The sequence below is a fragment of the Serratia sp. Ag1 genome (genome assembly GCF_000743355.1).
GTDB lineage: Bacteria > Pseudomonadota > Gammaproteobacteria > Enterobacterales > Enterobacteriaceae > Chania.
In genome coordinates this window covers 18,827-43,880 of the sequence record NZ_JQEI01000038.1, presented here as the reverse complement: position 1 = coordinate 43,880, position 25,054 = coordinate 18,827, and the positions used below count along the sequence as shown (strand labels likewise).

Below are 25,054 nucleotides of genomic sequence, written 5' to 3'. Positions count from 1 at the left end.
GGATAAAATGGGTGAGCAGTTGTCGATCCCGTATCCGGGTAGCCCGTTTACGGGCCGTAAGTAACCGATAAAATGCGAATGTCAGATCGCAATGCGCCTGCTAGGGCGCAGCAGGTAAGAGAGCCTTATAGGCGCATATGAAAAACCTCCGGCTATGCCGGAGGATATTTATTTGCAGGTTTACTCTTCTATACCCAAAATAATTCGAGTTGCTTGTAGGCGGCAACTGAGTGCAGCCCCAGGAGCTTACTCAAGTAAGTGACTGGGGTGAGCGAGGGCAGCCAACACCCAAGCAACTTGAAGGATGACGGGTATAGCGTCTCAACCCATTTCGGCTTGCAATAACAACACCTGGCGGTTGACCTCTGACATCACGCTGAAGTGGCGTTTATCACGCACCTTCGGAATCAAAATTTTGCCTTTATCGAATTCGAATGCCCCTACATCTTTGATGTACAGCCGCCCTCGGAACAGGGTCTTCACATACTTTGCTACCGTTAGTGGATTATAACGCTGGAAGATTCTCATTGTTTTACTCTCCTCCCCTTGGAGCAATGCGCTCAGCAAGCCACCAAAGTGGTAGCCCCGAAATCTGAAACGCAACTTGATTGCTATCTAGTAGACTGAGTAAAGACTATTTTGTTCCACTCTGCTTGGTTTTCTGCACTACCTTTACACTTTATGACAGAATTGTGTGGAGTTATTTTTTGATTTTTCAGTATAACCATTCAAAAATCGCATGAAATTGGCCAGAAGGGAAAACTGCGATCCGGCTAACAGGACAGACCTCTGACGACCACCTATGCTTTAAGCACCTGCGTATCAATGATAATAACGTCACCTTTCAGGAGAATGCATGAAAAAGAGTAGCCTGCTGCTGATGCTGATAGCGCTGCTGCTGGCCCCGATGCTGGCCTCGGCACATAACTTCCAACTCCAGCAACGCGTTGCCCCTATCGGCGTCAGCGATAAAGGCGAGTTGAATTACGATAATGATAAGTTTAGCTACAAAAATTGGAATAGCGCGCAGCTCAGCGGAAAAGTGCGTGTCGTCCAGCATATTGCTGGCCGTACCTCCGCCAAGGAATTGAACGATCCGTTGATCGAAGCCATTAAGGCCGCGAAGTTACCGCACGATCGTTACCAAACGACGACGATCGTCAATACCGACGATGCTATCGTCGGCACGGCGATGTTCGTCCGCAACAGTATTGAAGACAGCAAGAAAACCTTCCCTTGGTCGCAATTTGTTGTCGACAGCAATGGCAACGTCAAAAAAGCCTGGGATCTGCAGCCAAAGAGCTCCGCGATTGTGGTACTGGATCAGGAAGGTAAGATCCAGTTTGCCAAAGATGGCGCATTAACGCCGCAAGAGGTAGAGCAAGTCATGGCAATGCTGCACCAGTTATTGAAATAGCAATGCAGCCGTCCCGCCATGTCGATTGGCGGGACATGGCTAAAACAGTGAAACCCGAAAGCCAGGGTTGAGGAAAGATTCGCGCGGCATATACCGCAGTGGCTTACCTTGCCAGTCGTGGATTTTCGCCCCGGCAGCAACCGCGACCGCATGCCCTGCGGCAGTATCCCAGATGTTGGTCGGCCCAAAGCGTGGATAAAGCTGCGCTTTACCTTCCGCCACCAAGCAGAACTTCAGCGAAGACCCCACGCTAACCGTTTGATGTTCACCTAACTGTTTCAGGTAATCCTTCAATTCGTCGTCACTATGGGAACGGCTGACCACCACCAAAGGCGGCTGAGCATTACTGACGCGGATCGCACAGCGTTGGCCCCCTTCCTCTTTCCAGGCTTGCCCACGTTCGGCCAGATATAACACATCCAGCGCTGGCGCATAAACCACGCCCATTACCGCCTCCCCTTCTTCGATCAAGGCGATATTGACCGTGAACTCACCGTTACGATGTAAAAACTCTTTAGTCCCGTCAAGGGGATCGACCAGCCAGTAACGTGTCCAGTTGCGGCGCACTTCCCAAGTTGGGGGATCTTCTTCCGACAGCAGCGGTATGCCCGGCGTCAACTCAGCCAAACCCCGTTGGATAATATGATGTGCAGCCAGATCGGCAGCGGTAACCGGGGAGTCATCTTTTTTTTGTGCAACATCAAGCGGCTGTTCACCATGATACACCGCCATAATCGCCGCCCCCGCTTCACGGGATAGCTGGCAAATCTGCTCTAACATCATTCACCTCTGGCACGCAGTTTCCGGGGAATTTCCCTTTGCTATAGCTAGCAGCCTAGTTTTTTTTCCATGGAATAGCCATCCCAACCCCGTAACTGACGGTATTTCCTCAAGTCTTACACATCACAACTTTGCACTTCGCCACGTTACATTCGATAATTTTCTGCCAAACTTCACAGTTTGGTGAGATACCCAATGATAATTACATATCTCTTTGCGATACCTCTCGAATATTAATGGAATGGAGACAGGCAATGATCAAACGCCCACTGAGATTATCCGCCCTTGCTCTGCTGGTGTGCGCCTCAGCCCAGGCCGCAACGGTGGATCTACGCGTGCTGGAAACCACCGATCTGCATAGCAATATGATGGACTTCGACTATTACAAAGATAAACCAACCGATAAATTCGGCCTGGTGCGCACCGCCAGCCTGATCCAGCAAGCACGGCAACAGGCCACCAACAGCGTACTGGTGGATAACGGTGACCTGATTCAAGGCAGCCCACTGGCCGATTACATGGCAGCCAAGGGCTTAAAACCCGGTGACACCCATCCGGTTTATAAGGCCATGAATACGCTGGATTACGCGGTGGGCAACATCGGTAACCACGAATTCAACTACGGCCTCGACTACCTGAAAAATGCCCTCGCCGGGGCTAAATTCCCTTACGTCAACGCCAACGTCATTGATGCGACAACGCAAAAACCCCTGTTCACCCCTTACATCATCGTCGATACACCGGTTAAAGACCGTGATGGCAAAACACATACTCTGCGCATCGGTTATATCGGCTTTGTACCGCCGCAAATATTAAGCTGGGATAAGGTGAATCTACACGGCAAGGTCACCGTCAACGACATTACCGAAACCGCCAAACGCTATGTACCTGAAATGCGCAAACAAGGGGCCGATCTGGTTGTCGCTATTCCACACTCAGGCCTTTCCAGTGAACCCTACAAAACCATGGCAGAAAATTCGGTGTACTACCTCAGCCAGGTACCGGGTATTGATGCCATCATGTTTGGCCATGCTCACGCCGTATTCCCAAGCAAAGACTTTGCCAATATTCCGGGCGCAGACATTGATAAAGGCCTGCTGAACGGCGTGCCAGCGGTGATGCCAGGCCAATGGGGCGATCATCTTGGCGTGGTAGATCTGCAGTTGAATAACGACAGCGGCAGTTGGCAAGTCGCCGCCGCCAAGGCAGAAGCCCGGCCAATCTACGACAAAGAAAACAAAAAGTCGCTGGTAGCCGAAGATGCAGATCTGGTGAAAATCCTGGCGCAGGATCATAAGGCCACACGCGAATTTGTCAGCAAACCGATCGGCAAATCAGCCGGCAACATGTACAGCTATCTGGCATTGGTGCAGGACGATCCGACGGTGCAGATCGTCAATAATGCACAAAAAGCCTACGTCGAACGCTACATTCAGGGCGATCCGGATCTGGCCGATCTACCGGTGCTCTCTGCCGCCGCGCCCTTTAAGGTCGGTGGCCGCAAGAACGATCCCGCCAGCTTTGTCGAAGTGGAAAAAGGTCAGCTGACGTTCCGCAACGCCGCCGATCTTTATCTCTACCCGAATACCTTAGCGGTGGTCAAAGCCAGCGGGAAAGAAGTTAAAGAATGGCTGGAATGCTCCGCCGGGCAGTTCAATCAGATCGATCTCAACAGCAGCAAACCCCAGGAACTGATTAATTGGGATGGGTTCCGCACCTATAATTTCGATGTCATCGATGGGGTGAGCTATCAGATCGACGTCAGCCAACCAGCACGCTACGACGGTGAATGTGTGCTCATTAACGACAAAGCAGAGCGCATCAAACAGCTGACCTTCAAAGGGAAGCCGATCGATCCACAAGCGACGTTCCTGGTGGCCACCAATAACTATCGCGCCTATGGCGGCAAGTTTGCCGGAACTGGCGATAGCCACATCGCCTTTGCTTCACCGGATGAGAACCGCTCAATACTGGCGGCCTATATCAGTGCAGAAACCCAGAAACACGGGGCAGTGCAGCCGCAAGCGGACAATAACTGGCGCTTGGCGGCGTTGCCCAGCACACATCCACTGGATATCCGTTTTGAAACCTCACCCAGCGACAAGGCAAAATCCTTTATCCAAGAGCATGCTCAATACCCTATGAAATCTGTGGGTGCAGACAATAACGGGTTTGCCCTGTATCAGTTAGATTTACACGCTAAATAACCTTCGTGGGGCGCGCCACCTGCGCCCCTATCTCCCCACTAATTACCGCATTCTCCCCTGCTTGCACGGTGAAAAACCTGGCTGTTCACTGCACTCTTCCGTGCTTAACTTAATAATGATTATCTTAATGATAATCATTTACATTCAATTTCATTTCATTACAATGCAGGAATCAAAAACATCATCCCCTGAGAAGTCGCTAATCGACAACGCAACCATGGAATCAAGTATGTTTAAAAAAAGGGCTTTTTATTCTTTAGGCGTGTTTGTAGTCGCTTCGGCTGCTCACCCTGTGTTATCCGCTGAAACAGAAGATATCGTCGTTACTGCATCAGGTTATGAACAAAAAATCACTGAAGCCGCCGCCAGTATCACCGTGATTAGCCAGCAAGCACTCAGCCAGCGTAAATTCAATGATTTAGCAGAAGCCTTGTCAGATGTGGAAGGTGTCGATGTCCGCAGTGGAACCGGTAAAGCAGGAGGGCTCGACATCAGTATTCGTGGCATGCCCAGTAGCTATACGCTGATTCTGGTCGATGGTATCCGCCAGAACGGCACTGCCGATGTCACCCCGAATGGCTTCAGCACGATGAACACCAGCTTTATGCCCCCGCTTGCCTCAATTGAACGTATCGAAATAATACGCGGCCCAATGTCCACGCTGTATGGCTCAGATGCTATGGGTGGCGTAGTCAATATTATCACCAAAAAAACCGCGAAAGAGTGGTCCAGCTCAGCTAGCCTTGAGCATACCTTTCAAGAAGATACCGATTATGGCGACAGCAGCAAGTTCACCTTCTATTCCAGCGGAGGGCTGATTGAAAACCAACTCGGGCTAGCACTGCGTGGCAGCATCTTCCGGCGTGAGGCTTCACACGTGACCTCATCAACCTCGGGAGCTGAATTGAGCAATCGTGGCCCCAACCCGGTAAAAGCCGACAACTATAGCTTGGGGAGCAAGTTCACCTGGCAACTCAGTGAAAAAAATACACTTTGGCTTGATGGTGAGTTGGCCAATCAGAAATATGACAACAGCGAAGGCCAATTAGGCACCCTAGGTTCCGGTGCGCGCGGTGGCTATGACGATACCATTCGCTATGAGCGCCGCAAAGCAACGCTGGGTAGCGACAACCAATTGAACTTCGGTAAATGGAGTTCCAGCCTCAGTTATAACCAGACCGAAACCAAAGGCCGTTTAATCAACTCATCCGTTGTCGAAAAAGGTTCAAACCTGGTTGGTGATAAACGTCTGTTGGAAAATACCAACCTGATCATTGATAGCAAACTCGTTTCTCCCGTAGGAGAAAGCCATTTACTGACCACGGGCGCGCAGTATATCAATGCCACGATGAAGGATGGCGTCGTTCTGGCAACCACCGGAGAGAAATTCGAACAGGACTCCTGGGCCTTATTCGGTGAAGACGAATGGCGGCTGATCGACCCTTTGGCACTGACCTACGGCGCACGCTATGAGTACCACGACGCCTTTGGCAGCCATGTCAGCCCCAGAGCCTATCTGGTGTGGAACGCGCTTGACGATTGGACCTTCAAAGGTGGGGTAAGCACCGGGTATAAAACGCCAAGCCTGGCTCAGTTGCATGACGGCGTTAGTGGAGTCAGTGGCCAGGGCACCATTGTTATTCTCGGTAACTCGAACCTGAAACCGGAAGAAAGCACCAACTACGAGCTAGGGGCTTATTACGATAACTATACCGGCTTCAAGGCAAACGCCACGTTGTTCCATAACATTTATGAAAACAAGATCAGCTCTTACGAAATCAATGACCTGACGTCCAGCTATCAGAATATCGGTAAAGCTATTACTCAAGGGGTGGAATTAGCCACAACCATCCCGCTGTGGTCAGAGAACTGGTCACTGAATATGAATTATACCTATACCGACAGTGAACAGAGAGATGGGGATAATCGGGGAGCGAAATTAACCAATACGCCGGAACATATGGCCAATGCCAAACTGAACTGGGCGATCAACGATAAGTTATCTTCTTGGATCAAAGCTGAGTATCGTGGGGAAATGGCCAGATTCACCGCCAATTACGATAATCTTTCCGCTCTGGATAGAGCCGTTTATGGCAATCTGGGGCCTAACTTCAAGTCTTATGCCGTGCTTAACCTGGGCGGATCTTACAAAGTGTCAAAAGACATTACGCTAAATGGTTCGGTTAATAACCTGTTGGATAAAGACTTTACCGCCACACACACCTACGAAGTCAACGGCAGCAGCACGACCGCCGGAGATTACTTCACCAGCAGCCAGTCAACCGCCGGGAACGTAATTGCCGGGCGCAATTACTGGCTCTCGATGAATGTCACTTTCTGAGCCAGCATTCGTTCCAAAAACACAGCGGTCGCTAACCACGACCGCTGTAGCTGCGGGTTACAGAATTTCCAGCAACTCAACTTCAAACACCAACGCGCTGAATGGCGGGATGGAAGCCCCAGCACCACGCTCACCGTAAGCCAAGTCGTGTGGAATATACAGCTCCCATTTGGAACCGACCGGCATCAGCGTCAACGCTTCAATCCAGCCTGGGATCACACCGCTCACCGGGAATTCTGCCGGTTGACCGCGCTCGACGGAGCTGTCAAAAACCTTGCCGTTAATCAGGCGGCCAGTGTAATGCACCCGCACGCGATCCTGACGGGAAGGAATTGGGCCGTTACCCTGTGTCAGTACGGAAAACTGCAAACCCGACTCGGTTAACGTCACGTCATCGCGCTTGACGTTGTCTTCCAGGAATTTCTGCCCCTCAACAGCCAGCTCCTGCTGACGCTCACGACGCACGGCATCCGCACGCTCGTGAATTTCACGCAGGGCACGGTGTACCACATCAACCGGTACTGCCGGGGCATTCCCTTCTAGCGCATCACACAAACCCGCCAACAAAGCTTCTGGTTGCAAACCTTCAAGACCGGACTCCTGCAACTGCTGGCCGACCTGTAAACCAATCCCGTAACTTGCTTGCGCTTCAACGCTATCAAAAGAAGGGGTTGTCATTGGGATTTTTCCTTTAGTCTCTAAAAATTCGAAAGTGCAGCATAACAGCGCCGCCAGGCCGGGTAAAATCTTGTGTAGAGAATGATGACTTTTGTCGTAGAAAAAGAAACAATAACTTTCTGTTAACGTTCAAGGATGTTTCATCTTGCGCGGCCTGCCACTTCAAACAGTTAGCGAGCTATTATATCAGCCGCTTTGAAGGGTATACTCACGTTAACAGTAAACCATTTTGTACAGTGGCATTTTTACGCAGTTGAAGAGAGGTCACCATGGGCAGAATCGCGCCCAGGAGAAGGAAAACCACCCCAGTCTACCCGTTGCTACTGCGCACCTGGTCGAACCTGAGCCAGCGCCTGAAACCCGGCACAGCACGCGAAGTGCCAGAAACGCCAGACGAGGCAGATGTGCAGCAACCCGCGCCAAACGGCAAGAGACAGCAGTGGAAAGCCTGGTGGTTGAAGGTTTGGCACCTGCCAGACAATTTCCACTGGATGGCGCCACTGCCCTATGTACATCGCCGCTGGGTGATCGTTTTTGGCACTATCCTGTTGCTCTCGCTGCTCTGGCCGTATTCTGATGACCGTGCCCCGCGCCAGCCCCCAGCCACACAGCAGGAAAACAACATACCGCTGCAGGCAGAGCTGATGGGCAATAGTGCACAGCAAACGACAGCACAACCCACCAACGGCCACTGGCAACGCTATCAGATCAAAGCAGGCCAGACCTTGGCACAGCTGTTCCGCGACAACAACCTGCCTGTCAATGACGTGTTTGCCATGGCGCAGGTTGAAGGCAGCGACAAGCCGCTCAGCAATCTTAAAGCCGGGCAGGAAGTGCGTATTGAACGTGCGGCCAACGGCGCAATCGTCGCGCTGTCTGTCACTATGGCTGATAACCGCGAAGCCCTATTCCGCCGTCAGGCCGATGGCAGCTACCGCCGTCTCCGCTAACCCTCAATCTGGCACAACAGAAAATCACGCAGCACAATGCCTTGATTGCGCTGCGTATCTTTGCTGCCATACAGTAATGTTAGAGGCTTGCCTTGGCGCAAAAGCACCACCAACGGTTGCCAGGCGTCGTTTTCTGCTAATTGCTGGCGATAACGCAGTTCGAACTCATCCCACTGGTCGGTATGCTGGTGAAACCACTGGCGCAACGCATTATCCGGTGCCACCTGTTTCAGCCACTCCACGCCCTGCAGCCTTTCCTTGCTGACGCCGCGCGGCCACAGCCGATCGATCAGGTAGCAATGCTGCGGTGCCGGAGCAATGAAGTCATAAACTCGCTGTAAGTTGATTTCTGCCATTTCACGCTTCTCCCTGCCAACAGATAGCCACAGAGTAGCGCGTTTTCCCCCACGCAGAAAAGCAAAACGCCAGCACAAGGCTGGCGTTTTAACTTGGCAGACACAAGCCGATTAGGCTTCTGCTACTACCACTACATTCAGCTGTGCGAACACGTCGCTGTGTACCTGGAAGTGCACTTCGTGCTCACCCGTAGTACGTAGAACGCCATTCGGCAGACGAACTTCGCTCTTGGCAACGTCAACGCCTGCCGCAGTTACTGCGTCAGCGATGTCGCGGGTGCCGATAGAGCCGAACAGTTTACCTTCGTCACCTGATTTAGATGCGATGGTCACTGAACCCAGTTCGTTGATCTTGGTTGCGCGAGCTTCAGCAGCAGCCAGAACGTCAGCCAGTTTGGCTTCCAGTTCAGCACGGCGTGCTTCGAAGAACTCTACGTTTTTCTTGGTAGCAGGAACAGCTTTGCCCTGTGGTACCAGGAAGTTACGGGCATAACCCGCTTTAACGCTAACTTGATCACCCAGGCTGCCCAGGTTTGCTACTTTATCAAGCAGAATAACTTGCATTACCTTATCCTCTCAAAGTCGTTAATGGACAGTGGCCGATTACTGATGACGATCAGTGTACGGCAACAAAGACAGGTAGCGCGCGCGCTTGATAGCACGGGCCAGCTGGCGCTGATATTTTGCACGAGTACCGGTGATACGGCTCGGGACAATTTTACCACTTTCAGTGATGTAGTTTTTCAGCGTAGCGATGTCTTTATAGTCAATCTCTTGAACGCCTTCCGCGGTGAAACGGCAGAACTTGCGACGACGGAAATAACGTGCCATTTGGCTAGTCTCCAGAATCTATCAATTCAATCTGCTCGGCATGCAGGACCAATTTGTTCAGCCCGTTGCGCCCTTGATGGCAGCTAACGAAGCCTTGAACAGTAACCCGACTACCGACCGTTAATCTTTGAGTTAAAGCTTGTGACTGTTGTCCGCTGACAACCACGGGCATTCTGCACCATGCTTGCCTGCTGAATCCGGCCTCTACCTGTGATGAGCGGTGCTCAAGCACAAACTGGCAGTGGGGTATTCCGGAAGGACTCACTTTTCGCACCGGCGTCTTGCACACTGTGCCAGACAACACCAGACGATTAGCCGTCACGGCAGCAATTACTCTTCAGAATCCCCAGCATCATCATCAGCGGTTTCGCTAGCGAAATCATCGCGACGGTCGCCACGGCGTTCGTCTTTAGCTTTAACCATTGGTGATGCTTCAGTTACCGCGTGCTTAACGCGCATAACCATGCTACGGATAACGGCGTCGTTGAAGCGGAAGTTAGTTTCCAGCTCATCGATCGCTTCCTGCGGCGCTTCAACGTTCAGCAGAACGTAGTGAGCTTTGTGCAGTTTGTTGATCGGATAAGCCAGCTGACGGCGGCCCCAGTCTTCCAGACGGTGAATCTGACCTTGCGCGTTAGTGATGGTAGCACTGTAACGCTCGATCATGCCCGGAACCTGTTCGCTTTGGTCAGGATGGACCATAAAAACGATTTCGTAATGACGCATCGAATTGCTCCTTACGGATTATTCAGCCTCCTGTCAGGGTCAACCGCGGCCCATGGAAGCAAGGAACGTGTATGTGTGTGCGGCTGAAAAATGACGCGTAATCATACTGGCGCTGGGGGGGAAACTCAAGGACAGAGTGGGATTTATTGCTGTTTATCCGCCCCTCTCGGCTAAATGGCCCGATTTTCATTCTTTTGCCCCCCGCATTCAGCTGTCTCTCAATACACAACGTGCTTGTCTCTGTCAGTCAGGTGTAATGGGAATTGCCGTAAACAGCATGCAATCCTATGATCCCACAGTGAACGGCAATTGCAGGGCCCGAGGCGGGGCCCTGCACCCCGCCCACGCTTAACATGGCCTGCCCGGCAACGGGGTCTTGCTCAGCAGGCCATGATGCGCACAACGTCAACACCCGAATCTGTAACCACCGGGCAACCTTTACAAGGGTATTGATAACAGCAGTTCAGACATTGTTGTCGGTGAGATGAGCACGGGTGTTAAGGCCATTGAAGGCGCCGAACGGAGACACCACGCATAGGCGAACGCGCCACGGACGGCGCGTTCAGGCGAGACAGTCAGGGACGACTGTCGTAGCCGGCCTCAATGCGCGGTGGCGGAGTGAGGGTAGTGGGCGAAGCCCACCGCCTGATAGGGCAAGGGCCGGGGTGTTGGGGGCTGGCTCTTGAGCCCCCAACTCGGTCGTATTCACCCGCGTTACTGAATAAACACAAAAGGTATGGCGACCGAAATAAACACACATCCCACAACAAACCTCAAGATGTGAACAAGAGACTGCGCCTTCAGGGGGCGGGTTCACAACGCCCGCTGGAAAAAGGCCACCGTAGCGGCCAGCGCTCCGGGGGTAATGCGATGCCGAACGCCCGCTTCAGTGAGATAAGTTAACGTCTGGCTCAGCCCGCGCAGGCGCAGTTCGCTGGCTAAACGCTCACTTTCCGCAGCGGGCACCACATCATCAGCCTCACCATGCCAGAGCAACAGTGGCCGCCCAGCAAGGCAATCCCAATGATGTTCAACGCCGTAATCTGCCAATGGCGCGAGGCGGGCAGCCAAGGTGGCATCATCCAGTGCCTGGCCTTGTTCATCCAGAGGGGGGTAAAGCGTGTGGGCCAGCGAGGTGAAATAACCGGAGCCCATCAGGCTGGCTGCGGCCTTCACCCAAGAGTAACGTGCAAACGCTGCTAGCGTGGTCATACCGCCCATCGAAGCACCACCGACACCGACACGTTGCCCAGCGATCAACCCGCGCTGCTCAAAATGCGCCTTGAGCGCTGGCAGTTCGTCAACGTTGCTCTTCAGGATCTCCCAAAAATGCGCCAACCGCAGCGTTTCGTTGCCATCAAAACGTTCGCCGTGCCTCTCGCAATCTGGCATCACCACCCGAAACCCGGCTTTTGCCAACGCATAGGCAAAATAGGCATACACTTCTTTCGAGGAGGTATAGCCATGATAGAAGAACACTGTCGGTAACGGTTTCTCATACTGCCCTGCCGGTACTGCATGGATCACCGCGATGTTCCCTGCTCGCTCATCATGCATTTCTACCATTTATTCCCCTCCTTGATAGTTGCTAACAAGAGCGTTTGAAGAGTAGAAGGTATAACAAGTGATTGCATTACACCGAATAGCTAAAGAAGGTTTTCCGAGGCCAACCATGACTCTTTCCCGATCCCTGATACTCGTGCTGTTGATCAATCTACTCAGCGGTTGTGGTTCGTCTAAAACCACACCCAAGCCACCGTTCATCGGGCAAGCACAAGAAATCACCCGGATGCAAACCGCTGGGCTGGAAAAAATGACGACCATCAGTGCGCAGGTTCGCGGCAGCCCAATGGATGTCGAAGCCGAAATCCAGCGCAAAGCCAACGCCAGCGGCGCTCGTTATTATCTGATTATCATGAACAGCGATACCATCGTAGCGGGCCAATGGTACTCACAGGCGATTCTTTATCGTTAAACGCTGGTTACCAAGGGCGGGAAACACCCGCCCCAGTAGAGAGTGTGCTCAGCTACGCTGCCGCACGGCTTCAAACAGGCAGATACCAGTAGCCACCGACACGTTTAGCGAGGAAACGGTGCCCGCCATTGGGATACTGATCAGTTCATCGCAGTGTTCGCGGGTTAAACGGCGCATACCTTCGCCTTCAGCCCCCATCACCAGCGCCATCGGGCCGGTCATTTTGCTCTGATACAGCGTATGGTCAGCCTCACCAGCGGTACCTACGATCCAGATATTCATCTCTTGCAACAAACGCAAAGTACGCGCCAGGTTGGTGACACTGATTAACGGAACGTTCTCAGCCGCACCGCAGGCCACCTTTTTCGCTGTAGCATTCAACTGTGCAGAACGGTCGCGCGGTACGATCACCGCATGCACCCCGGCAGCATCGGCGCTACGCAAACAGGCCCCGAGGTTATGCGGATCGGTAACGCCATCCAGTACCAGCAGGAAGGGGGTTTCGATGCTTTCCAGCAGGCCAGGCAGGTCGTTTTCCTGATACTTCCGCCCTTCACGCACCCGGGCGATAATCCCCTGATGGACCGCACCTTCCGCCTTTTCATCCAACCATTGACGGTTAGCCACCTGGATCACAATACCGGTCGCTTCCAATTCAGCAATCAACGGTTGCAGGCGGCGATCGTCGCGCCCTTTGAGGATAAACACTTCCAGGAAACGTTGCGGATCGCGTTCTAACAGGGCTTTGACGGCGTGAATGCCGTAAATAATTTCGCTCATGATGCTCTTTTAACTGTGTGGCCGGGGGAAACCCGGCCAGGGATAATAACGTGCTGCCGGTTAACCCTGCGCAGCACCTTTGCTCTTGCTGGCACGTTTGGCCTTGGTCGCTGCCGCTATCTTTTTGGTTTTTTCAGACGGTTTTTTAGCTTTCGCCTTTTTGTCTTTCTTAACCTTATCAGCAGGTTTGGCCCCTTCTTTGCGGAAGGCGCTGTCCGGCTCAAAGTTAGCTGGTGGTTTACCACCACGGCGCTTTGGTTTCGCCTGAGTACGGCCCGCACCAGTGCCGTCACGCAAGGTACGCTGCCCACCATTCTTGGCGCGTTCACGTTCGGTTTTGCCTTCACCACGCGGTTTACGGGTGCTGGATACCAACGCGAAATCAATCTTGCGCTCGTCCATATGCACCGCATCAACGCGGATCTCTACCGCGTCTCCCAGGCGATAAACCATACCAGAAGACTCGCCGATCAAGCGCTGGCCGATATTATCGTAGCGATAATAATCATTATCCAACGTTGATACGTGCACCAAACCATCGATAAACAGATCGTTCAAGCGCACAAAGAAACCGAACCCGGTGACGCTGGCAATAATGCCACTGAACACTTCACCAACGTGATCCTGCATGAAGTCACACTTCAGCCAGTCCGCCACGTTACGCGTGGCTTCATCCGCTCGGCGCTCGGTCATTGAGCAATGCGCGCCCAATTGCAGCATCTCTTCAAAGTCACAGTGCCAGCCGCCGGTTGGCGTCCAGCGTTCTTTCTGCTCACCATGCTCTTTGGCCAGCAGGTACTTGATGGCACGGTGCAGCGACAGATCCGGATAACGGCGGATCGGCGATGTAAAGTGCCCATAAGACGCCAGCGCCAGGCCAAAGTGACCACGGTTCTCTGGATCGTAGATCGCTTGCTTCATTGAACGCAGCAACATGGTTTGCAGCATTTCACGATCTGGACGATCCGCCACTTCATCCATCAGGGTGGCGTAATCTTTCGGCTGCGGTTTCAAACCACCGCCTAACGTCAGGCCCAATTCACTCAACACACTGCGCAGCGCGGAAATATGATCGTCACTTGGGCGATCGTGGACACGGAACAGAGCAGGCTCACCATTCTTCTCAACAAACCGCGCGGCGGAGATGTTCGCCATGATCATGCATTCTTCGATCAGCTTGTGAGCGTCGTTACGAATCGTCGGCTCCACACGCTCAATACGCCGTTCGGCGTTGAAGATAAACTTGGCTTCTTCGGTTTCGAACGCGATACCGCCACGTTCAGCACGCGCCTGATCCAGCACTTTATACAGAGCATGCAGCTCCTGCAGGTGCTTCACCAACGGGTGATACTGCTCACGCAGATCCTGATCGCCCTGCAAAATGTGCCAGACTTTGGTATAGGTCAGGCGCGCATGGGAGCTCATCACCGCTTCATAGAATTTGTGCGAAGACAGTTTCCCCTGAGCGGAGATAGTCATCTCACACACCATACACAAGCGATCAACCTGCGGGTTAAGCGAACACAGGCCGTTGGACAGCACTTCCGGCAACATTGGTACCACTTCTGACGGGAAATAGACCGAAGTACCACGGCTGCGGGCTTCGTCATCCAATGCGGTACGCGGGCGAACATAGTAGCTGACGTCGGCAATGGCTACCCACAGGCGCCAGCCGCCGCCACGTTTTTTCTCACAATACACCGCGTCATCAAAGTCACGGGCATCTTCACCGTCGATGGTTACCAGCGGCAGATGGCGCAAATCGACACGCCCTTTCTTGGCCGCCTCTGGCACCTGCTCACTGAGATCGGCGACCTGTTTTTCCACCTGCGGTGGCCAGGTATGCGGGATTTCATGGGTACGCAGAGCGATATCCACCGCCATGCTGGTGCCCATTTTATCACCCAGAATTTCGACAATTTTGCCGACCGCTTTGGTACGGCGCGTCGGGCGCTGGGTCAGTTCAACCACCACCATGTAGCCCATGCGCGCACCGCTGATGGAGTCAGCCGGGATCAGGATATCGAAGCTCAGGCGGCTATCATCTGGCACCACAAAACCGGTACCGGCATCGGTAAAGTAGCGGCCAACGATCTGGCTGGTTTTTGGTACCAGTACCCGCACGATACGCGCCTCACGGCGGCCTTTGCGATCCTCACCCAAGGGTTGCGCCAGCACCACATCACCGTGGATCGCCATTTTCATCTGTTCAGCGGAGAGATAGAGATCGTCTTTACGGCCATCGACACGCAGGAAGCCATAGCCGTCGCGGTGCCCAATCACAGTACCACGCAGCAGGTCCAAGCGCTCCGGCAGCGCATAGCACTGGCGACGAGTAAACACTAACTGCCCGTCACGTTCCATCGCCCGCAGGCGACGACGCAACGCTTCCAACTGTTCTTCACCAGATAAATTCAGTTCATTGCCCAACTCTTCACGGCTGGCTGGCGTTTCACGCTTCGCTAAATGGGCCAGGATAAATTCACGGCTGGGGATCGGGGATTCGTATTTTTCTGCTTCTCGTTCCAGGAATGGATCTTGTGACATTGAGGTTCCTCCGTTGTCATCAGCAGGGTGTCGCTGAGCCTGGTTTGCTCAGCAACGCTTTATTCAACAAGCAAAAGCTTGTAGAGCGGCGGATTCTCCTCGACCATATCGGCCAAAGTATGCTTGTCCAGCTCTTCAAGGAAATTTTGTATGCTTTGGTGAAGCACTTGCTTCAAGCGGCAGGCTGAAGTGATATGGCAAAACTCGTGGCTGCAGTTAACCAGCGAAAGCGGTTCTAAAGCGCGCACCACGTCGCCAAGACGGATGGTTTCTGCTGGTTTACCCAAACGGATGCCACCATTTTTGCCCCGCACGGCGGTAACGAAACCTTCGCGGCTCAACTGGTTGATGATTTTTACCATATGGTTGCGCGAAACGCCGTACACCTCCGTCACTTCCGAGATGCTGGTCATTCTGTCCGCTGGCAAGGATGCCAGGTAGATCAATGCCCGCAGGCCATAATCAGTAAAACTTGTTAACTGCACATCTACCTCTGGGTATCAGGTTATTTGTCTGATTTTAGATGACTCAATTGGATAATAAACCAGCCGGAGAGTTCGCCGCTAATTATTTAGTGCAGAGAAGGCTATCAACTAGAAGAATGAAGGGATTTTTTGATGTGAAACCACAATAAAGGAGATATACCCAAAATAATTCGAGTTGCTTGTAGGCGGCAACTGAACGAAGCCCTAGGAGCTTACTCAAGTAAGTGACTGGGGTGAGTGAAGGAAGCCAACACCCAAGCAACTTGAAGTATGACGGGTATAAACAAACCGGGACGCTGCCCGGCTTGTTAGATGACGGTAGCAACAGATTACGCGTCGAATGGATCACGCAAAATCATGGTTTCGCTACGATCCGGGCCAGTAGAAATAATATCTACCGGTACGCCGGTCAGCTCTTCGATACGCTTGATGTAGTTCAGCGCCGCCTGAGGCAATTGGTTGTACTCTTTCACACCAAAAGTGGTTTCACTCCAGCCTGGCATGGTTTCGTAGATGGGTTCGATACCTTCCCAACCTTCTGCCGCCAGCGGCGTGGTGGTCATTTCACGGCCATCAGGCATACGATAACCAACACAAATCTTCACTTCTTTCAGGCCGTCCAGCACGTCCAGCTTGGTCAGGCAGAAACCGGACAAAGAGTTGATCTGCACAGCACGACGCACCGCTACCGCATCCAGCCAACCGGTACGACGACGACGCCCCGTGGTGGCACCAAACTCGTTGCCCTGCTTGCACAGGAACTCGCCGATATCATCAAACAGTTCGGTTGGGAATGGGCCTGCACCTACGCGGGTGGAATAGGCTTTCACGATGCCCAGCACATAGTCGACGTAACGCGGGCCAATACCAGAACCGGTCGCCACGCCACCAGCGGTGGTGTTGGAAGACGTCACGTAAGGATAGGTACCGTGATCGATATCCAGCAAGGTGCCCTGTGCGCCTTCGAACATGATCAGATCGCCGCGCTTGCGCGCACCGTCCAGCAGTTCGGACACATCAACCACCATCGCGGTGAGGATGTCGGCTACTGCCAGCACATCGTCCAGCGTCTTCTGGTAGTCGACGGCGTCGGCTTTGTAGTAGTTCACCAATTGGAAGTTGTGATATTCGATGATTTCTTTCAGCTTCACAGCGAAAGTTTCTTTGTCGAACAGATCGCCCACGCGCAGGCCACGGCGAGCCACTTTATCTTCGTAAGCTGGGCCGATACCACGACCCGTGGTGCCGATCGCTTTCGCGCCACGCGCTTTTTCACGCGCGTTATCCAACGCGACATGGTAAGGCAGGATCAGTGGACATGCTTCGGACAGTAACAGACGTTCGCGTACCGGGACGCCGCGCGCTTCAAGTTCACCCATTTCTTTCATCAATGCATCTGGTGCCAGAACCACACCGTTGCCGATGATGCTGGTCACGTTTTCACGCAAGATACCTGAGGGGATTAAATGAAGAACGGTTTTTTCACCGTTGATAACCAGAGTATGGCCAGCGTTATGGCCACCTTGGTAGCGCACAACATATTGAGCTCGTTCGGTCAGCAGGTCTACGACCTTACCCTTACCTTCGTCACCCCATTGGGTGCCCAGTACGACGACGTTATTACCCATTTTCAAAATCACCGATTGCTTAAAAATGGATTCTACCATCGTAATTCTTGAGTTTCAGCACTTTTAGCATACTATTGCATACTTTTTCGGCTAAAGTTTACCCCCCCATGCGGCTACGCAACATGTAGTAGATCACGCAGCCCGCAACCACTATTCCACCACCAAAACGCCGTAATGTGGAGTCCGGTAGCTGCGCCATTGCCAGGATCATTCTGCGCCAAACACGCGGAAACAGCATTGGCCCTAACCCTTCCAATACCAACACCAGCCCCAGAGCCAACCAGATAGTCGAATTCATCCCTTCTCCCCAAATAAGAAAGGCCCGCGATTAACGGGCCCTGGTCTCACTATGCTGGCATCATCTGTTACGCGTCGCTTCCGGCGACTTCATGTAACGGAAGAAATTGCTGTCTGGGCTCAACACCAAGACATCCTGATTGCCTGAACCAAAGCTGGTTTCATAAGCACGCAGGCTACGGATGAACGCGTAGAAATCCGGATCCTGGCTGAATGCGTTAGCAAACAGTCTGGCCGCTTCAGCATCACCCGCACCACGGGTGATGCGCGCCTGACGCTCAGCTTCCGCGATCGTACGGGTCACTTCGTAGTCGGCAGTTGCACGCAGCTTTTCCGCTTCTTCCTGGCCTTGTGAACGGTGACGACGGGCTACCGCTTCACGTTCCGCACGCATACGTTGGAAGATGGCATCAGATACTTCAGCTGGCAGGTTGATCTGCTTGATTCGCACATCAACCACTTCGATCCCCAGTGCCGCCATGCTATTCGGGTTAACCGCGGGCTGTTTGCCAGTGGTTTCACGCTCAACGCGGGCTGCAGCAGAAGCGATAGCATCATCCGCTTCCGTGGTCGCAGCTTCTTCACCGTCACCAACAGTACCGGTGTTCAGCGCATCACGCACGTCGGCCATCAGGCGGCCACGTGAGTCAGTAACGATATCGCGCACGTCCAAACGGCCAATCTCAGAACGCAAACGGTCACTGAACTTACGTTTCAACAACACTTCGGCCTGCGAAACATCACCACCACCGGTTGCCAGGTAGTAACGGCTGAAATCACTGATACGCCATTTCAGGTAGGAATCGACAATCAGGTCTTTCTTCTCGCTGGTCACAAAGCGATCGGCCTGGTTATCCATGGTCTGGATACGCGCATCCAGCCTTTTCACGGTTTCAACAAACGGGATCTTGAAGTGCAGACCCGGCGCATAAACACGTGGCTTGTTTTCGCTGTCGCGCAGTACTTTACCGAAACGCAGCACAATGCCGCGCTCACCTTCCTGTACCACAAACAGTGAGGTGTAGAGTGCTACCAACACCACCGCGACGATCACTATGAAAGACTTACGCATTGATTATTCTCTCCCTACGCGAGTGTTGTCGCTACGCTGCGTATTTGCCCGGCGCTGGTCCATCATCGAACTACCGCTGGTGCTACTGGTGCCCGCTTCTGTCGTTGTACTGGTAGAAGGAGCCGGGTTGAGACGAATCAGGCTGGTATCTTTACTGCCTTCGGTCGCCGCTTTGCCGGTCTGGCCACGCAACATCTGATCCAGTGGTAACACCATCAGATTATTGTTGCCTTTGTCATTCACCAGCACTTTGCGGGTATGACTCAGAACCTTTTCCATCGTTTCGATGTACAGACGCTCGCGGGTCAGTTCAGGTGCCGATTTGTACTCCGGCAACAGTTTGGCAAAGCGCGCCACTTCACCCTGAGCTTCCAGCACCGTACGGGCTTCATAAGCCCTGGCATCTTCTAACAGACGCTGTGCCTGACCGTTGGCACGCGGCTGAACTTCGTTGGCATAAGCTTCTGCTTCACGAATGTATTGCTGTTCGTTCTCACGTGCGGCAATCGCATCATCAAACGCGGCTTTCACCTCTTCCGGTGGACGTGCCGCCTGGAAGTTAACGTCCAGCAATGTGATACCCATTTTGTATGGACGAATGGTTTCTTCCAGTACACGCTGAGTATCGCTACGCACGATGGTACGGCCTTCGGTCAGGATTTTGTCCATAGTGTATTTGCCGATAACACCACGTAATGCGCTGTCGGTCGCCTGTCTCAGGCTGTCATTGGCATCGGTCACGCTGAACAGATAGGCTGCCGGATCGGTTACGCGGTACTGCACGTTCATCTCTACGCGCACCACGTTTTCATCGGAAGTCAGCATCACGCCGGATGCAGCCAGTTCACGCACCGACTCCACGTTAACCGGACGCACTTCGTCAATGAACGTTGGCTTCCAGTTAAGACCGGGCTGCACCAGATGGCTGAATTTACCGAAGCGCGTCACCACACCTCGTTCAGCTTCTTTGATGGTATAAAAACCGCTTGCGGCCCAGATCACCACCACCGCTACCGCAGCGATACCGATGATACGGCCACTGAAGTTAGGCCCGCTCGAACCGGTGCCACCGCTGTTGGAGCCTTTACCCCCGCCCAGGCCGCTCAATTTCTTGCTCAGCTTGCGGAAGATATCATCCAAATCAGGTGGCCCTTGATCGCGACCGCCTTTGTTGTTACCGCCAGAGTTGCCGCCATTATTATTGCTGCTCCCCCACGGGTCGCGGTCCTGTCCGTTATTACCGGGCTGATTCCACGCCATGTTTTAGCTCCATTATTCTGTGATTGGGTACTTCAGGCTAACGCTTAACTCACTCTGTTATTGAGTGAGCACTCAAATGTAACAGCATATGATCATACGATAAAGTTAATCAGGTCCTGTTCCTGCTTGCAGAGGCGACGCCACTCCACGATCGGCATGCGTACCACTAAGCCGATACTGCCGTCCTCTTCGTTCCATTCTTTCTCGATCGCCTGAAGTTGATAAAAACGGCTACGAAGACGGCCTGCCTGTGGAGGTAAACGCAATTCGTAATGCGCGATCTCCCCCGCCAGACGCTCCGTCAACGCCTGAAATAGCAACGGAATACCGTCTCCACTGGCGGCGGACAGCCACACGCGAACCGGTAAATTCTCTTCGTTGCGATCGATACGCGGAACAAAATCATCCAGCATATCTATTTTGTTCATCACTAACAGTGTAGGGATCTCATCCGACTCAATCTCCGCCAGCACGGTATTTACCGCCTCAATGTTTTCGTCCACCCGAATATCCGCAGCGTCGATCACATGTAACAGCAAAGATGCCTGGCGCGTCTCCTGCAGCGTCGCTTTAAACGCGGCAACAAGATCGTGCGGCAAGTGCCGGATAAAACCTACGGTATCCGCCAACACGGTATCGCCCACGTCCGCTACGTCAATACGCCGCAGGGTAGGATCCAAGGTGGCAAATAGCTGATCTGCCACATACACTTCGGCAGATGTCATTCGGTTAAACAGGGTAGATTTACCGGCGTTGGTGTACCCCACCAGCGATACGGTCGGCACATCGGCACGGGTACGCGCTCGCCGCCCCTGATCGCGCTGTTTCTCGACTCGCTCAAGGCGCTTGAGAATCAGGCTGATGCGATCGCGCAGCAAGCGACGATCGGTTTCTAGCTGGGTTTCCCCCGGCCCACGCAGGCCAATCCCGCCTTTCTGGCGTTCAAGGTGCGTCCAGCCACGAACCAGACGGGTGGCGATATGACGCAACTGCGCCAATTCAACCTGCAGCTTACCTTCATGGGTACGGGCACGCTGGGCAAAGATGTCTAGAATCAACCCGGTGCGATCGATCACCCGGCATTCACACAGGCGTTCGAGATTTCTCTCCTGCGCTGGGGAAAGGGAATGATCAAACAGGACAACAGACGCGCCGCTGGCTTTCACCGCATCTGCAATTTCTTCGGCCTTTCCTTCACCGACAAAGTATTTGGGATGCGGCGCTTTGCGGCTACCAGTCACCACTTGCAAAGCTTCGGCACCCGCAGAGGATACCAGCGACTCAAATTCGCTGAGATCTTCTGTGTCTTTGTCTTGTGAGAAATAGATATGAACCAGTACGGCCTGCTCACCGGCTTCATAACGGTCAAACAAGCGTGCAACCTCTCAAACGGATAGAAACCGTGAGTTTGGGGAGCATAAACAACACATCGCTGCTTATGCACCCCGTCATGGTTGACTCGCAACGCGCCTTATTCAGCGTCATCGCTTTCCTGCTGCGGCTGTTGCGGCGCAGACGGGTTGTTACCATGGTGATAGTTACTGGTGCCGCCGCTCGGATTGTTGCTATGGTGAGATACCGGGCGTGACGGGACAACGGTAGAGATAGCGTGCTTATAAACCATCTGGCTTACCGTGTTTTTCAACAGGATGACAAACTGGTCAAAAGACTCAATCTGGCCTTGCAGCTTAATACCATTCACCAAATAAATAGAAACCGGAACACGTTCACGACGCAATGCGTTCAGGAACGGATCTTGCAAAGATTGCCCCTTAGCCATTCTATCTTTTCCTTATTTGCTTGTTGTTTGTAACTAAGAACCTATCGGCTCTAAAATAAACGACGTAAAAAATTTGCGCGCTAAAAACTCATCAATTGTACACAATCACTCAACCTATGCACTAACAACCTGAATTACCGAGTCCAAAGCCTCTCCCGGCTTTTCACTGTCTAACCAATGAACCGACTCCCAACCCCGTAACCAGGTCATTTGACGCTTGGCCAACTGACGCGTTGCGCAAACACCTCGATAAACCATTTCATCGTAACTGATTTCACCAGAAAAATATGACCACATCTGGCGATAACCGACACAGCGAATGGAAGGCAAATCCGTATGCAAATCACCCCGTGCAAAAAGTGCACGTGCTTCCGTCTCGAAACCTGCCGCCAACATTTGCTCAAAACGCAGCGCAATGCGTTGATGTAACAACTCACGGCTGGCTGGCGCTATTGCAAATTGATGAACATGATAAGGTAACGATTCACCCGAAATTTTAGTCAGTTCGGTTAAAGTTTTACCCGAAATGAAAAAAACTTCCAGTGCTCTGGAGAGTCTCTGCGGATCATTGGGATGAATTCGCATGGCCGCAACCGGATCAATCTGCTGTAACTGGCGGTGCAATGCATCCCAACCCTGCTCTGCCGCTTGCTGCTCAATACGTTCACGCACCACCGGATCGGCAGAGGGCAGCGGTGATAATCCTTCCAGCAACGCCTTGAAATAGAGCATGGTCCCCCCCACCAACAGCGGAATACGCCCGGCAGCGGTGATCTCAGCCATTTCTCTCAGGGCATCGGCGCGAAAATCCGCAGCAGAGTAAGCTTCAGCAGGATCGCGGATATCAATCAGCCGATGCGGTGCCTGTATCAGCTCTGCCGCCGTCGGTTTGGCGGTACCAATATCCATACCACGATAAATCAGCGCAGAATCCACGCTGATAAGCTCTACGGGCAGATGCTCACGCAGCGCCATAGCCAATGCGGTCTTGCCTGAGGCCGTCGGCCCCATAATAAAAATGGCCGGGGGGCGATGTGTTCTTTCAGTTTCATTCATGCTTAAGGGCTGCCAGCGCAGTCTGTAAATCAACGGGTTGCAAAAGGCCGCCTGGTGGTGATTTCACCAGTTGCGGGCAAAGTCGTTCAACGTCGGTCAATAACTGTATCGCTTGCGAACTGTTCCACTGTTCATGCTCACTGCCTAAATGGCGGGCAATCCAGGTGGCCAGCACGGTTGGCGACATCTCCTGATGTTCCGCCAAATAGCCTAACAGCTCAGGGATCAGTTTTTGTAAATTTTGTTGCCGTAACGGTAAAGGAACTGCGCGCAACGTCACACGCCCATGATCGGATTGCAGTTCCAACCCCATTTTCGCTAATAAAGCCTGATGCTGCACACAGGCTGCTGCTTCATTTTTATTCAGTGTCAACTTGATTGGGATCAACAGCGGCTGGGGCCGTAACCCCTCTTCCGGTGGGCAGAGCTGTGCCTGACGCAACCAGCGCTCAGCAACGGTCAGGTTGAGTAACGCCAATTGCTGGCGCTGTTCAACCAACGCATAGCTTGGAGGATAAATCATCAGTACACGGCCAAAACTGTGCTGGCTGCTGGCCAATGGCGCTTCCTGCTCAGCTTTTACAGGCGGAAATAAAGGCGGCTTATCCAGGCCCGATGCGGCTTCGATTGCTGGAGCCGCCTGCAGCAGCTTGCCGTACAGTTCCCCTTCCCGTTTTTGGTAACTGGCTCCAGCCTGATAAGGCTGCTGCGGTGCACGTTCGCGGGCGACGGAATGGGAGGCTGGCGAGTGCTCACGCTGCGGGGCAGGTTGCGAAAAGTGGTTCCCCCCTGCCGCCACGCGATTTTCCGGCTGCCAAGCAGGCGCTTCCTGCTCATTTGGCGCTTCAGTCAGCGGCAACGGCACGTTACCCGCCTGCTGCAACACGGTAGTCACTGCCTGATAAATAAAATCATGCACCAGCCGCGCCTGATGGAAACGCACTTCATGTTTTGCCGGATGGACGTTCACATCCACCTGATGAGGATCCACTTCCAGATACAGCACATAAGCCGGTTGCTGATCGTCTTTCAGCTGATCCTGATACGCCTGACGAATAGCGTGATTGATCAGACGATCGCGCATCATCCGGCCATTAACATAGCAGTATTGCATTTCGCCCAATTGCCGTGCGCCTTCAGGGTCGGCCACCCAACCGCGAATGGTGAGATCGCCATGCTGCCAGGAGATGGTCAACGCGTGCTGCAAAAAGGCCGGGCCGCAGATGCTGGCCAAGCGACGCTCATGCTGGCTTTCCTCTTTGGCTGCGCGATACTGGCGCATCAGCTTGCCGTTGTGATTCAGGTTGATTGCCACATCGAAACGCGCCAGCGCGATGCGTCGCACCACTTCATCAATATGGCCGAATTCGGTTTTTTCCGTGCGCATAAATTTGCGCCGCGCCGGGGTGTTGTAAAACAAGTCGAGCACTTCCAGCGTGCAGCCAACCGGATGGGCTGCGGGTTTAACCGTCACGGCCTGTTCCCGCCCTTCGGCATAGGCCTGCCAAGCCTCATTTTGTTGTTCTATGCGAGAGGTGAGCGTCAGACGTGAAACCGAACTGATACTGGCCAACGCTTCACCGCGAAAGCCCAGGCTGACAATCGCTTCCAGATCGTCAAGCGTGCTGATTTTGCTGGTCGCATGGCGGGCCAGTGCCAAAGCCAGATCGGCTTTGCCGATTCCACAGCCGTTGTCACGAATACGGATCAGCTTGGCCCCACCGCGCTCAATATCAATATCAATACGCGTCGCGCCTGCATCCAAACTGTTTTCTACCAATTCCTTCACCACCGACGCAGGCCGCTCGACCACTTCTCCGGCGGCAATCTGGTTGGCAAGCTGTGGCGGTAACACCTGGATAGGCATGCGAATCCCTCTGTTTATGAC

At 53.1% G+C, this 25,054-nt stretch carries 25 protein-coding genes and 1 pseudogene; 6 read left to right on the top strand and 20 right to left on the bottom strand.

The window, feature by feature from the left end; all coding sequences use genetic code 11:
- Positions 1-64: pseudogene (locus IV04_RS26230) on the top strand (IS200/IS605 family transposase); the annotation flags it as partial.
- Positions 65-321: 257 nt separating this feature from the next.
- Here IV04_RS26230 and IV04_RS20610 read toward each other — a convergent pair.
- A complete protein-coding gene (locus IV04_RS20610) occupies positions 322-528 on the bottom strand; it encodes a DUF1107 domain-containing protein (RefSeq protein WP_037404450.1) in 207 nt (68 codons plus the stop codon).
- Positions 529-856: 328 nt separating this feature from the next.
- Between IV04_RS20610 and IV04_RS20605 the strand changes: the two genes are divergently transcribed.
- Positions 857-1,417: a YtfJ family protein gene (locus IV04_RS20605; RefSeq protein WP_037404451.1), complete on the top strand. Its 561-nt coding sequence runs from the start codon at positions 857-859 to the stop codon at positions 1,415-1,417.
- 39 nt (positions 1,418-1,456) lie between these two features.
- On the opposite strand, the gene cysQ is transcribed toward IV04_RS20605, so the two are convergent.
- Positions 1,457-2,197 carry a 3'(2'),5'-bisphosphate nucleotidase CysQ gene (gene cysQ, locus IV04_RS20600; RefSeq protein WP_037404486.1) on the bottom strand — a complete coding sequence of 247 codons (741 nt, stop codon included), beginning with the start codon at positions 2,195-2,197 and terminating at the stop codon, positions 1,457-1,459.
- 254 nt (positions 2,198-2,451) lie between these two features.
- Between cysQ and IV04_RS20595 the strand changes: the two genes are divergently transcribed.
- Both IV04_RS20595 and IV04_RS20590 read left to right on the top strand, forming a co-directional pair.
- The gene (locus IV04_RS20595) at positions 2,452-4,404 is read left to right on the top strand and encodes a bifunctional 2',3'-cyclic-nucleotide 2'-phosphodiesterase/3'-nucleotidase (protein ID WP_037404452.1); all 1,953 of its coding nucleotides are present in this window, start codon (positions 2,452-2,454) and stop codon (positions 4,402-4,404) included.
- 229 nt (positions 4,405-4,633) lie between these two features.
- Positions 4,634-6,745, top strand: coding sequence for a TonB-dependent receptor (locus IV04_RS20590; protein ID WP_051916904.1), 2,112 nt, complete (start codon positions 4,634-4,636; stop codon positions 6,743-6,745).
- Positions 6,746-6,802: 57 nt separating this feature from the next.
- Here the strand turns inward: IV04_RS20590 and fklB are convergent, their stop codons facing one another.
- A complete protein-coding gene (fklB, locus tag IV04_RS20585) occupies positions 6,803-7,423 on the bottom strand; it encodes an FKBP-type peptidyl-prolyl cis-trans isomerase (protein WP_037404453.1) in 621 nt (206 codons plus the stop codon).
- Between the two features lie 269 nt (positions 7,424-7,692).
- Here fklB and IV04_RS20580 point away from each other — a divergent pair, with 269 nt between their 5' ends.
- Positions 7,693-8,373 (top strand): OapA family protein, encoded by a 681-nt coding sequence (locus IV04_RS20580; RefSeq protein WP_037404455.1) that lies wholly within the window; start codon positions 7,693-7,695, stop codon positions 8,371-8,373.
- Here IV04_RS20580 and IV04_RS20575 read toward each other — a convergent pair.
- The 6 genes from IV04_RS20575 to yjfP all read right to left on the bottom strand — a co-directional run bounded on the left by IV04_RS20575 (position 8,370) and on the right by yjfP (position 11,852).
- Positions 8,370-8,729 (bottom strand): DUF488 domain-containing protein, encoded by a 360-nt coding sequence (locus tag IV04_RS20575; protein ID WP_037404456.1) that lies wholly within the window; start codon positions 8,727-8,729, stop codon positions 8,370-8,372. The two genes, IV04_RS20580 and IV04_RS20575, sit on opposite strands and share 4 nt — an antisense overlap.
- Before the next feature lie 111 nt (positions 8,730-8,840).
- On the bottom strand, positions 8,841-9,293 hold the full coding sequence (gene rplI, locus IV04_RS20570; RefSeq protein ID WP_037404457.1) for a 50S ribosomal protein L9: 453 nt from the start codon (positions 9,291-9,293) through the stop codon (positions 8,841-8,843).
- 39 nt (positions 9,294-9,332) lie between these two features.
- The gene (rpsR, locus tag IV04_RS20565) at positions 9,333-9,560 is read right to left on the bottom strand and encodes a 30S ribosomal protein S18 (protein WP_000135199.1); all 228 of its coding nucleotides are present in this window, start codon (positions 9,558-9,560) and stop codon (positions 9,333-9,335) included.
- 4 nt (positions 9,561-9,564) lie between these two features.
- Positions 9,565-9,882 carry a primosomal replication protein N gene (priB, locus tag IV04_RS25475; protein ID WP_072010938.1) on the bottom strand — a complete coding sequence of 106 codons (318 nt, stop codon included), beginning with the start codon at positions 9,880-9,882 and terminating at the stop codon, positions 9,565-9,567.
- A gap of 8 nt (positions 9,883-9,890) precedes the next feature.
- Positions 9,891-10,286, bottom strand: a complete 396-nt coding sequence (gene rpsF / locus IV04_RS20560; RefSeq protein ID WP_037404458.1) for a 30S ribosomal protein S6 — start codon at positions 10,284-10,286, stop codon at positions 9,891-9,893.
- An 813-nt stretch (positions 10,287-11,099) separates the two neighbouring features.
- The gene (gene yjfP / locus IV04_RS20555) at positions 11,100-11,852 is read right to left on the bottom strand and encodes an esterase (protein ID WP_037404459.1); all 753 of its coding nucleotides are present in this window, start codon (positions 11,850-11,852) and stop codon (positions 11,100-11,102) included.
- A gap of 106 nt (positions 11,853-11,958) precedes the next feature.
- On the opposite strand from yjfP, the gene bsmA reads away from it, so the two are divergent.
- Positions 11,959-12,261: a biofilm peroxide resistance protein BsmA gene (gene bsmA / locus IV04_RS20550; protein WP_037404460.1), complete on the top strand. Its 303-nt coding sequence runs from the start codon at positions 11,959-11,961 to the stop codon at positions 12,259-12,261.
- Positions 12,262-12,309: 48 nt separating this feature from the next.
- Here bsmA and rlmB read toward each other — a convergent pair whose 3' ends face one another.
- From rlmB to mutL, 11 genes are all read right to left on the bottom strand, one after another.
- On the bottom strand, positions 12,310-13,041 hold the full coding sequence (gene rlmB, locus IV04_RS20545) for a 23S rRNA (guanosine(2251)-2'-O)-methyltransferase RlmB (protein WP_037404461.1): 732 nt from the start codon (positions 13,039-13,041) through the stop codon (positions 12,310-12,312).
- 60 nt (positions 13,042-13,101) lie between these two features.
- Complete coding sequence (gene rnr / locus IV04_RS20540; protein ID WP_037404462.1) at positions 13,102-15,588, bottom strand: ribonuclease R; 2,487 nt, start codon at positions 15,586-15,588, stop codon at positions 13,102-13,104.
- Between the two features lie 59 nt (positions 15,589-15,647).
- Entirely contained in the window at positions 15,648-16,073 is a 426-nt protein-coding gene (nsrR, locus tag IV04_RS20535) for a nitric oxide-sensing transcriptional repressor NsrR (protein WP_037404464.1), read from the bottom strand.
- 329 nt (positions 16,074-16,402) lie between these two features.
- Positions 16,403-17,701, bottom strand: a complete 1,299-nt coding sequence (locus IV04_RS20530; RefSeq protein WP_037404489.1) for an adenylosuccinate synthase — start codon at positions 17,699-17,701, stop codon at positions 16,403-16,405.
- Between the two features lie 97 nt (positions 17,702-17,798).
- Positions 17,799-17,999 carry a DUF2065 domain-containing protein gene (locus IV04_RS20525; protein ID WP_037404465.1) on the bottom strand — a complete coding sequence of 67 codons (201 nt, stop codon included), beginning with the start codon at positions 17,997-17,999 and terminating at the stop codon, positions 17,799-17,801.
- A 60-nt stretch (positions 18,000-18,059) separates the two neighbouring features.
- Positions 18,060-19,070: a protease modulator HflC gene (gene hflC / locus IV04_RS20520; protein ID WP_037404467.1), complete on the bottom strand. Its 1,011-nt coding sequence runs from the start codon at positions 19,068-19,070 to the stop codon at positions 18,060-18,062.
- A 3-nt stretch (positions 19,071-19,073) separates the two neighbouring features.
- Entirely contained in the window at positions 19,074-20,330 is a 1,257-nt protein-coding gene (gene hflK / locus IV04_RS20515; RefSeq protein ID WP_037404468.1) for an FtsH protease activity modulator HflK, read from the bottom strand.
- A 92-nt stretch (positions 20,331-20,422) separates the two neighbouring features.
- A complete protein-coding gene (hflX, locus tag IV04_RS20510) occupies positions 20,423-21,703 on the bottom strand; it encodes a ribosome rescue GTPase HflX (RefSeq protein ID WP_037404470.1) in 1,281 nt (426 codons plus the stop codon).
- 98 nt (positions 21,704-21,801) lie between these two features.
- Entirely contained in the window at positions 21,802-22,110 is a 309-nt protein-coding gene (hfq, locus tag IV04_RS20505) for an RNA chaperone Hfq (protein WP_004955988.1), read from the bottom strand.
- Positions 22,111-22,224: 114 nt separating this feature from the next.
- The gene (miaA, locus tag IV04_RS20500) at positions 22,225-23,166 is read right to left on the bottom strand and encodes a tRNA (adenosine(37)-N6)-dimethylallyltransferase MiaA (protein WP_037404471.1); all 942 of its coding nucleotides are present in this window, start codon (positions 23,164-23,166) and stop codon (positions 22,225-22,227) included.
- Complete coding sequence (gene mutL, locus IV04_RS20495; protein WP_037404473.1) at positions 23,159-25,033, bottom strand: DNA mismatch repair endonuclease MutL; 1,875 nt, start codon at positions 25,031-25,033, stop codon at positions 23,159-23,161. The genes miaA and mutL overlap by 8 nt, the downstream gene beginning before the upstream one ends.
- Positions 25,034-25,054 lie beyond the last annotated feature (21 nt).

Bases quoted from the DNA above. Each gene is read 5' to 3' on its own strand.
- IV04_RS20610 (WP_037404450.1), bottom strand. From the start codon at position 528: ATGAGAATCTTCCAGCGTTATAATCCACTAACGGTAGCAAAGTATGTG.
- IV04_RS20605 (WP_037404451.1), top strand. From the start codon at position 857: ATGAAAAAGAGTAGCCTGCTGCTGATGCTGATAGCGCTGCTGCTGGCC.
- cysQ (WP_037404486.1), bottom strand. From the start codon at position 2,197: ATGTTAGAGCAGATTTGCCAGCTATCCCGTGAAGCGGGGGCGGCGATT.
- IV04_RS20595 (WP_037404452.1), top strand. From the start codon at position 2,452: ATGATCAAACGCCCACTGAGATTATCCGCCCTTGCTCTGCTGGTGTGC.
- IV04_RS20590 (WP_051916904.1), top strand. From the start codon at position 4,634: ATGTTTAAAAAAAGGGCTTTTTATTCTTTAGGCGTGTTTGTAGTCGCT.
- fklB (WP_037404453.1), bottom strand. From the start codon at position 7,423: ATGACAACCCCTTCTTTTGATAGCGTTGAAGCGCAAGCAAGTTACGGG.
- IV04_RS20580 (WP_037404455.1), top strand. From the start codon at position 7,693: ATGGGCAGAATCGCGCCCAGGAGAAGGAAAACCACCCCAGTCTACCCG.
- IV04_RS20575 (WP_037404456.1), bottom strand. From the start codon at position 8,729: ATGGCAGAAATCAACTTACAGCGAGTTTATGACTTCATTGCTCCGGCA.
- rplI (WP_037404457.1), bottom strand. From the start codon at position 9,293: ATGCAAGTTATTCTGCTTGATAAAGTAGCAAACCTGGGCAGCCTGGGT.
- rpsR (WP_000135199.1), bottom strand. From the start codon at position 9,560: ATGGCACGTTATTTCCGTCGTCGCAAGTTCTGCCGTTTCACCGCGGAA.
- rpsF (WP_037404458.1), bottom strand. From the start codon at position 10,286: ATGCGTCATTACGAAATCGTTTTTATGGTCCATCCTGACCAAAGCGAA.
- yjfP (WP_037404459.1), bottom strand. From the start codon at position 11,852: ATGGTAGAAATGCATGATGAGCGAGCAGGGAACATCGCGGTGATCCAT.
- bsmA (WP_037404460.1), top strand. From the start codon at position 11,959: ATGACTCTTTCCCGATCCCTGATACTCGTGCTGTTGATCAATCTACTC.
- rlmB (WP_037404461.1), bottom strand. From the start codon at position 13,041: ATGAGCGAAATTATTTACGGCATTCACGCCGTCAAAGCCCTGTTAGAA.
- rnr (WP_037404462.1), bottom strand. From the start codon at position 15,588: ATGTCACAAGATCCATTCCTGGAACGAGAAGCAGAAAAATACGAATCC.
- IV04_RS20530 (WP_037404489.1), bottom strand. From the start codon at position 17,701: ATGGGTAATAACGTCGTCGTACTGGGCACCCAATGGGGTGACGAAGGT.
- IV04_RS20525 (WP_037404465.1), bottom strand. From the start codon at position 17,999: ATGAATTCGACTATCTGGTTGGCTCTGGGGCTGGTGTTGGTATTGGAA.
- hflC (WP_037404467.1), bottom strand. From the start codon at position 19,070: ATGCGTAAGTCTTTCATAGTGATCGTCGCGGTGGTGTTGGTAGCACTC.
- hflK (WP_037404468.1), bottom strand. From the start codon at position 20,330: ATGGCGTGGAATCAGCCCGGTAATAACGGACAGGACCGCGACCCGTGG.
- hfq (WP_004955988.1), bottom strand. From the start codon at position 22,110: ATGGCTAAGGGGCAATCTTTGCAAGATCCGTTCCTGAACGCATTGCGT.
- miaA (WP_037404471.1), bottom strand. From the start codon at position 23,166: ATGAATGAAACTGAAAGAACACATCGCCCCCCGGCCATTTTTATTATG.
- mutL (WP_037404473.1), bottom strand. From the start codon at position 25,033: ATGCCTATCCAGGTGTTACCGCCACAGCTTGCCAACCAGATTGCCGCC.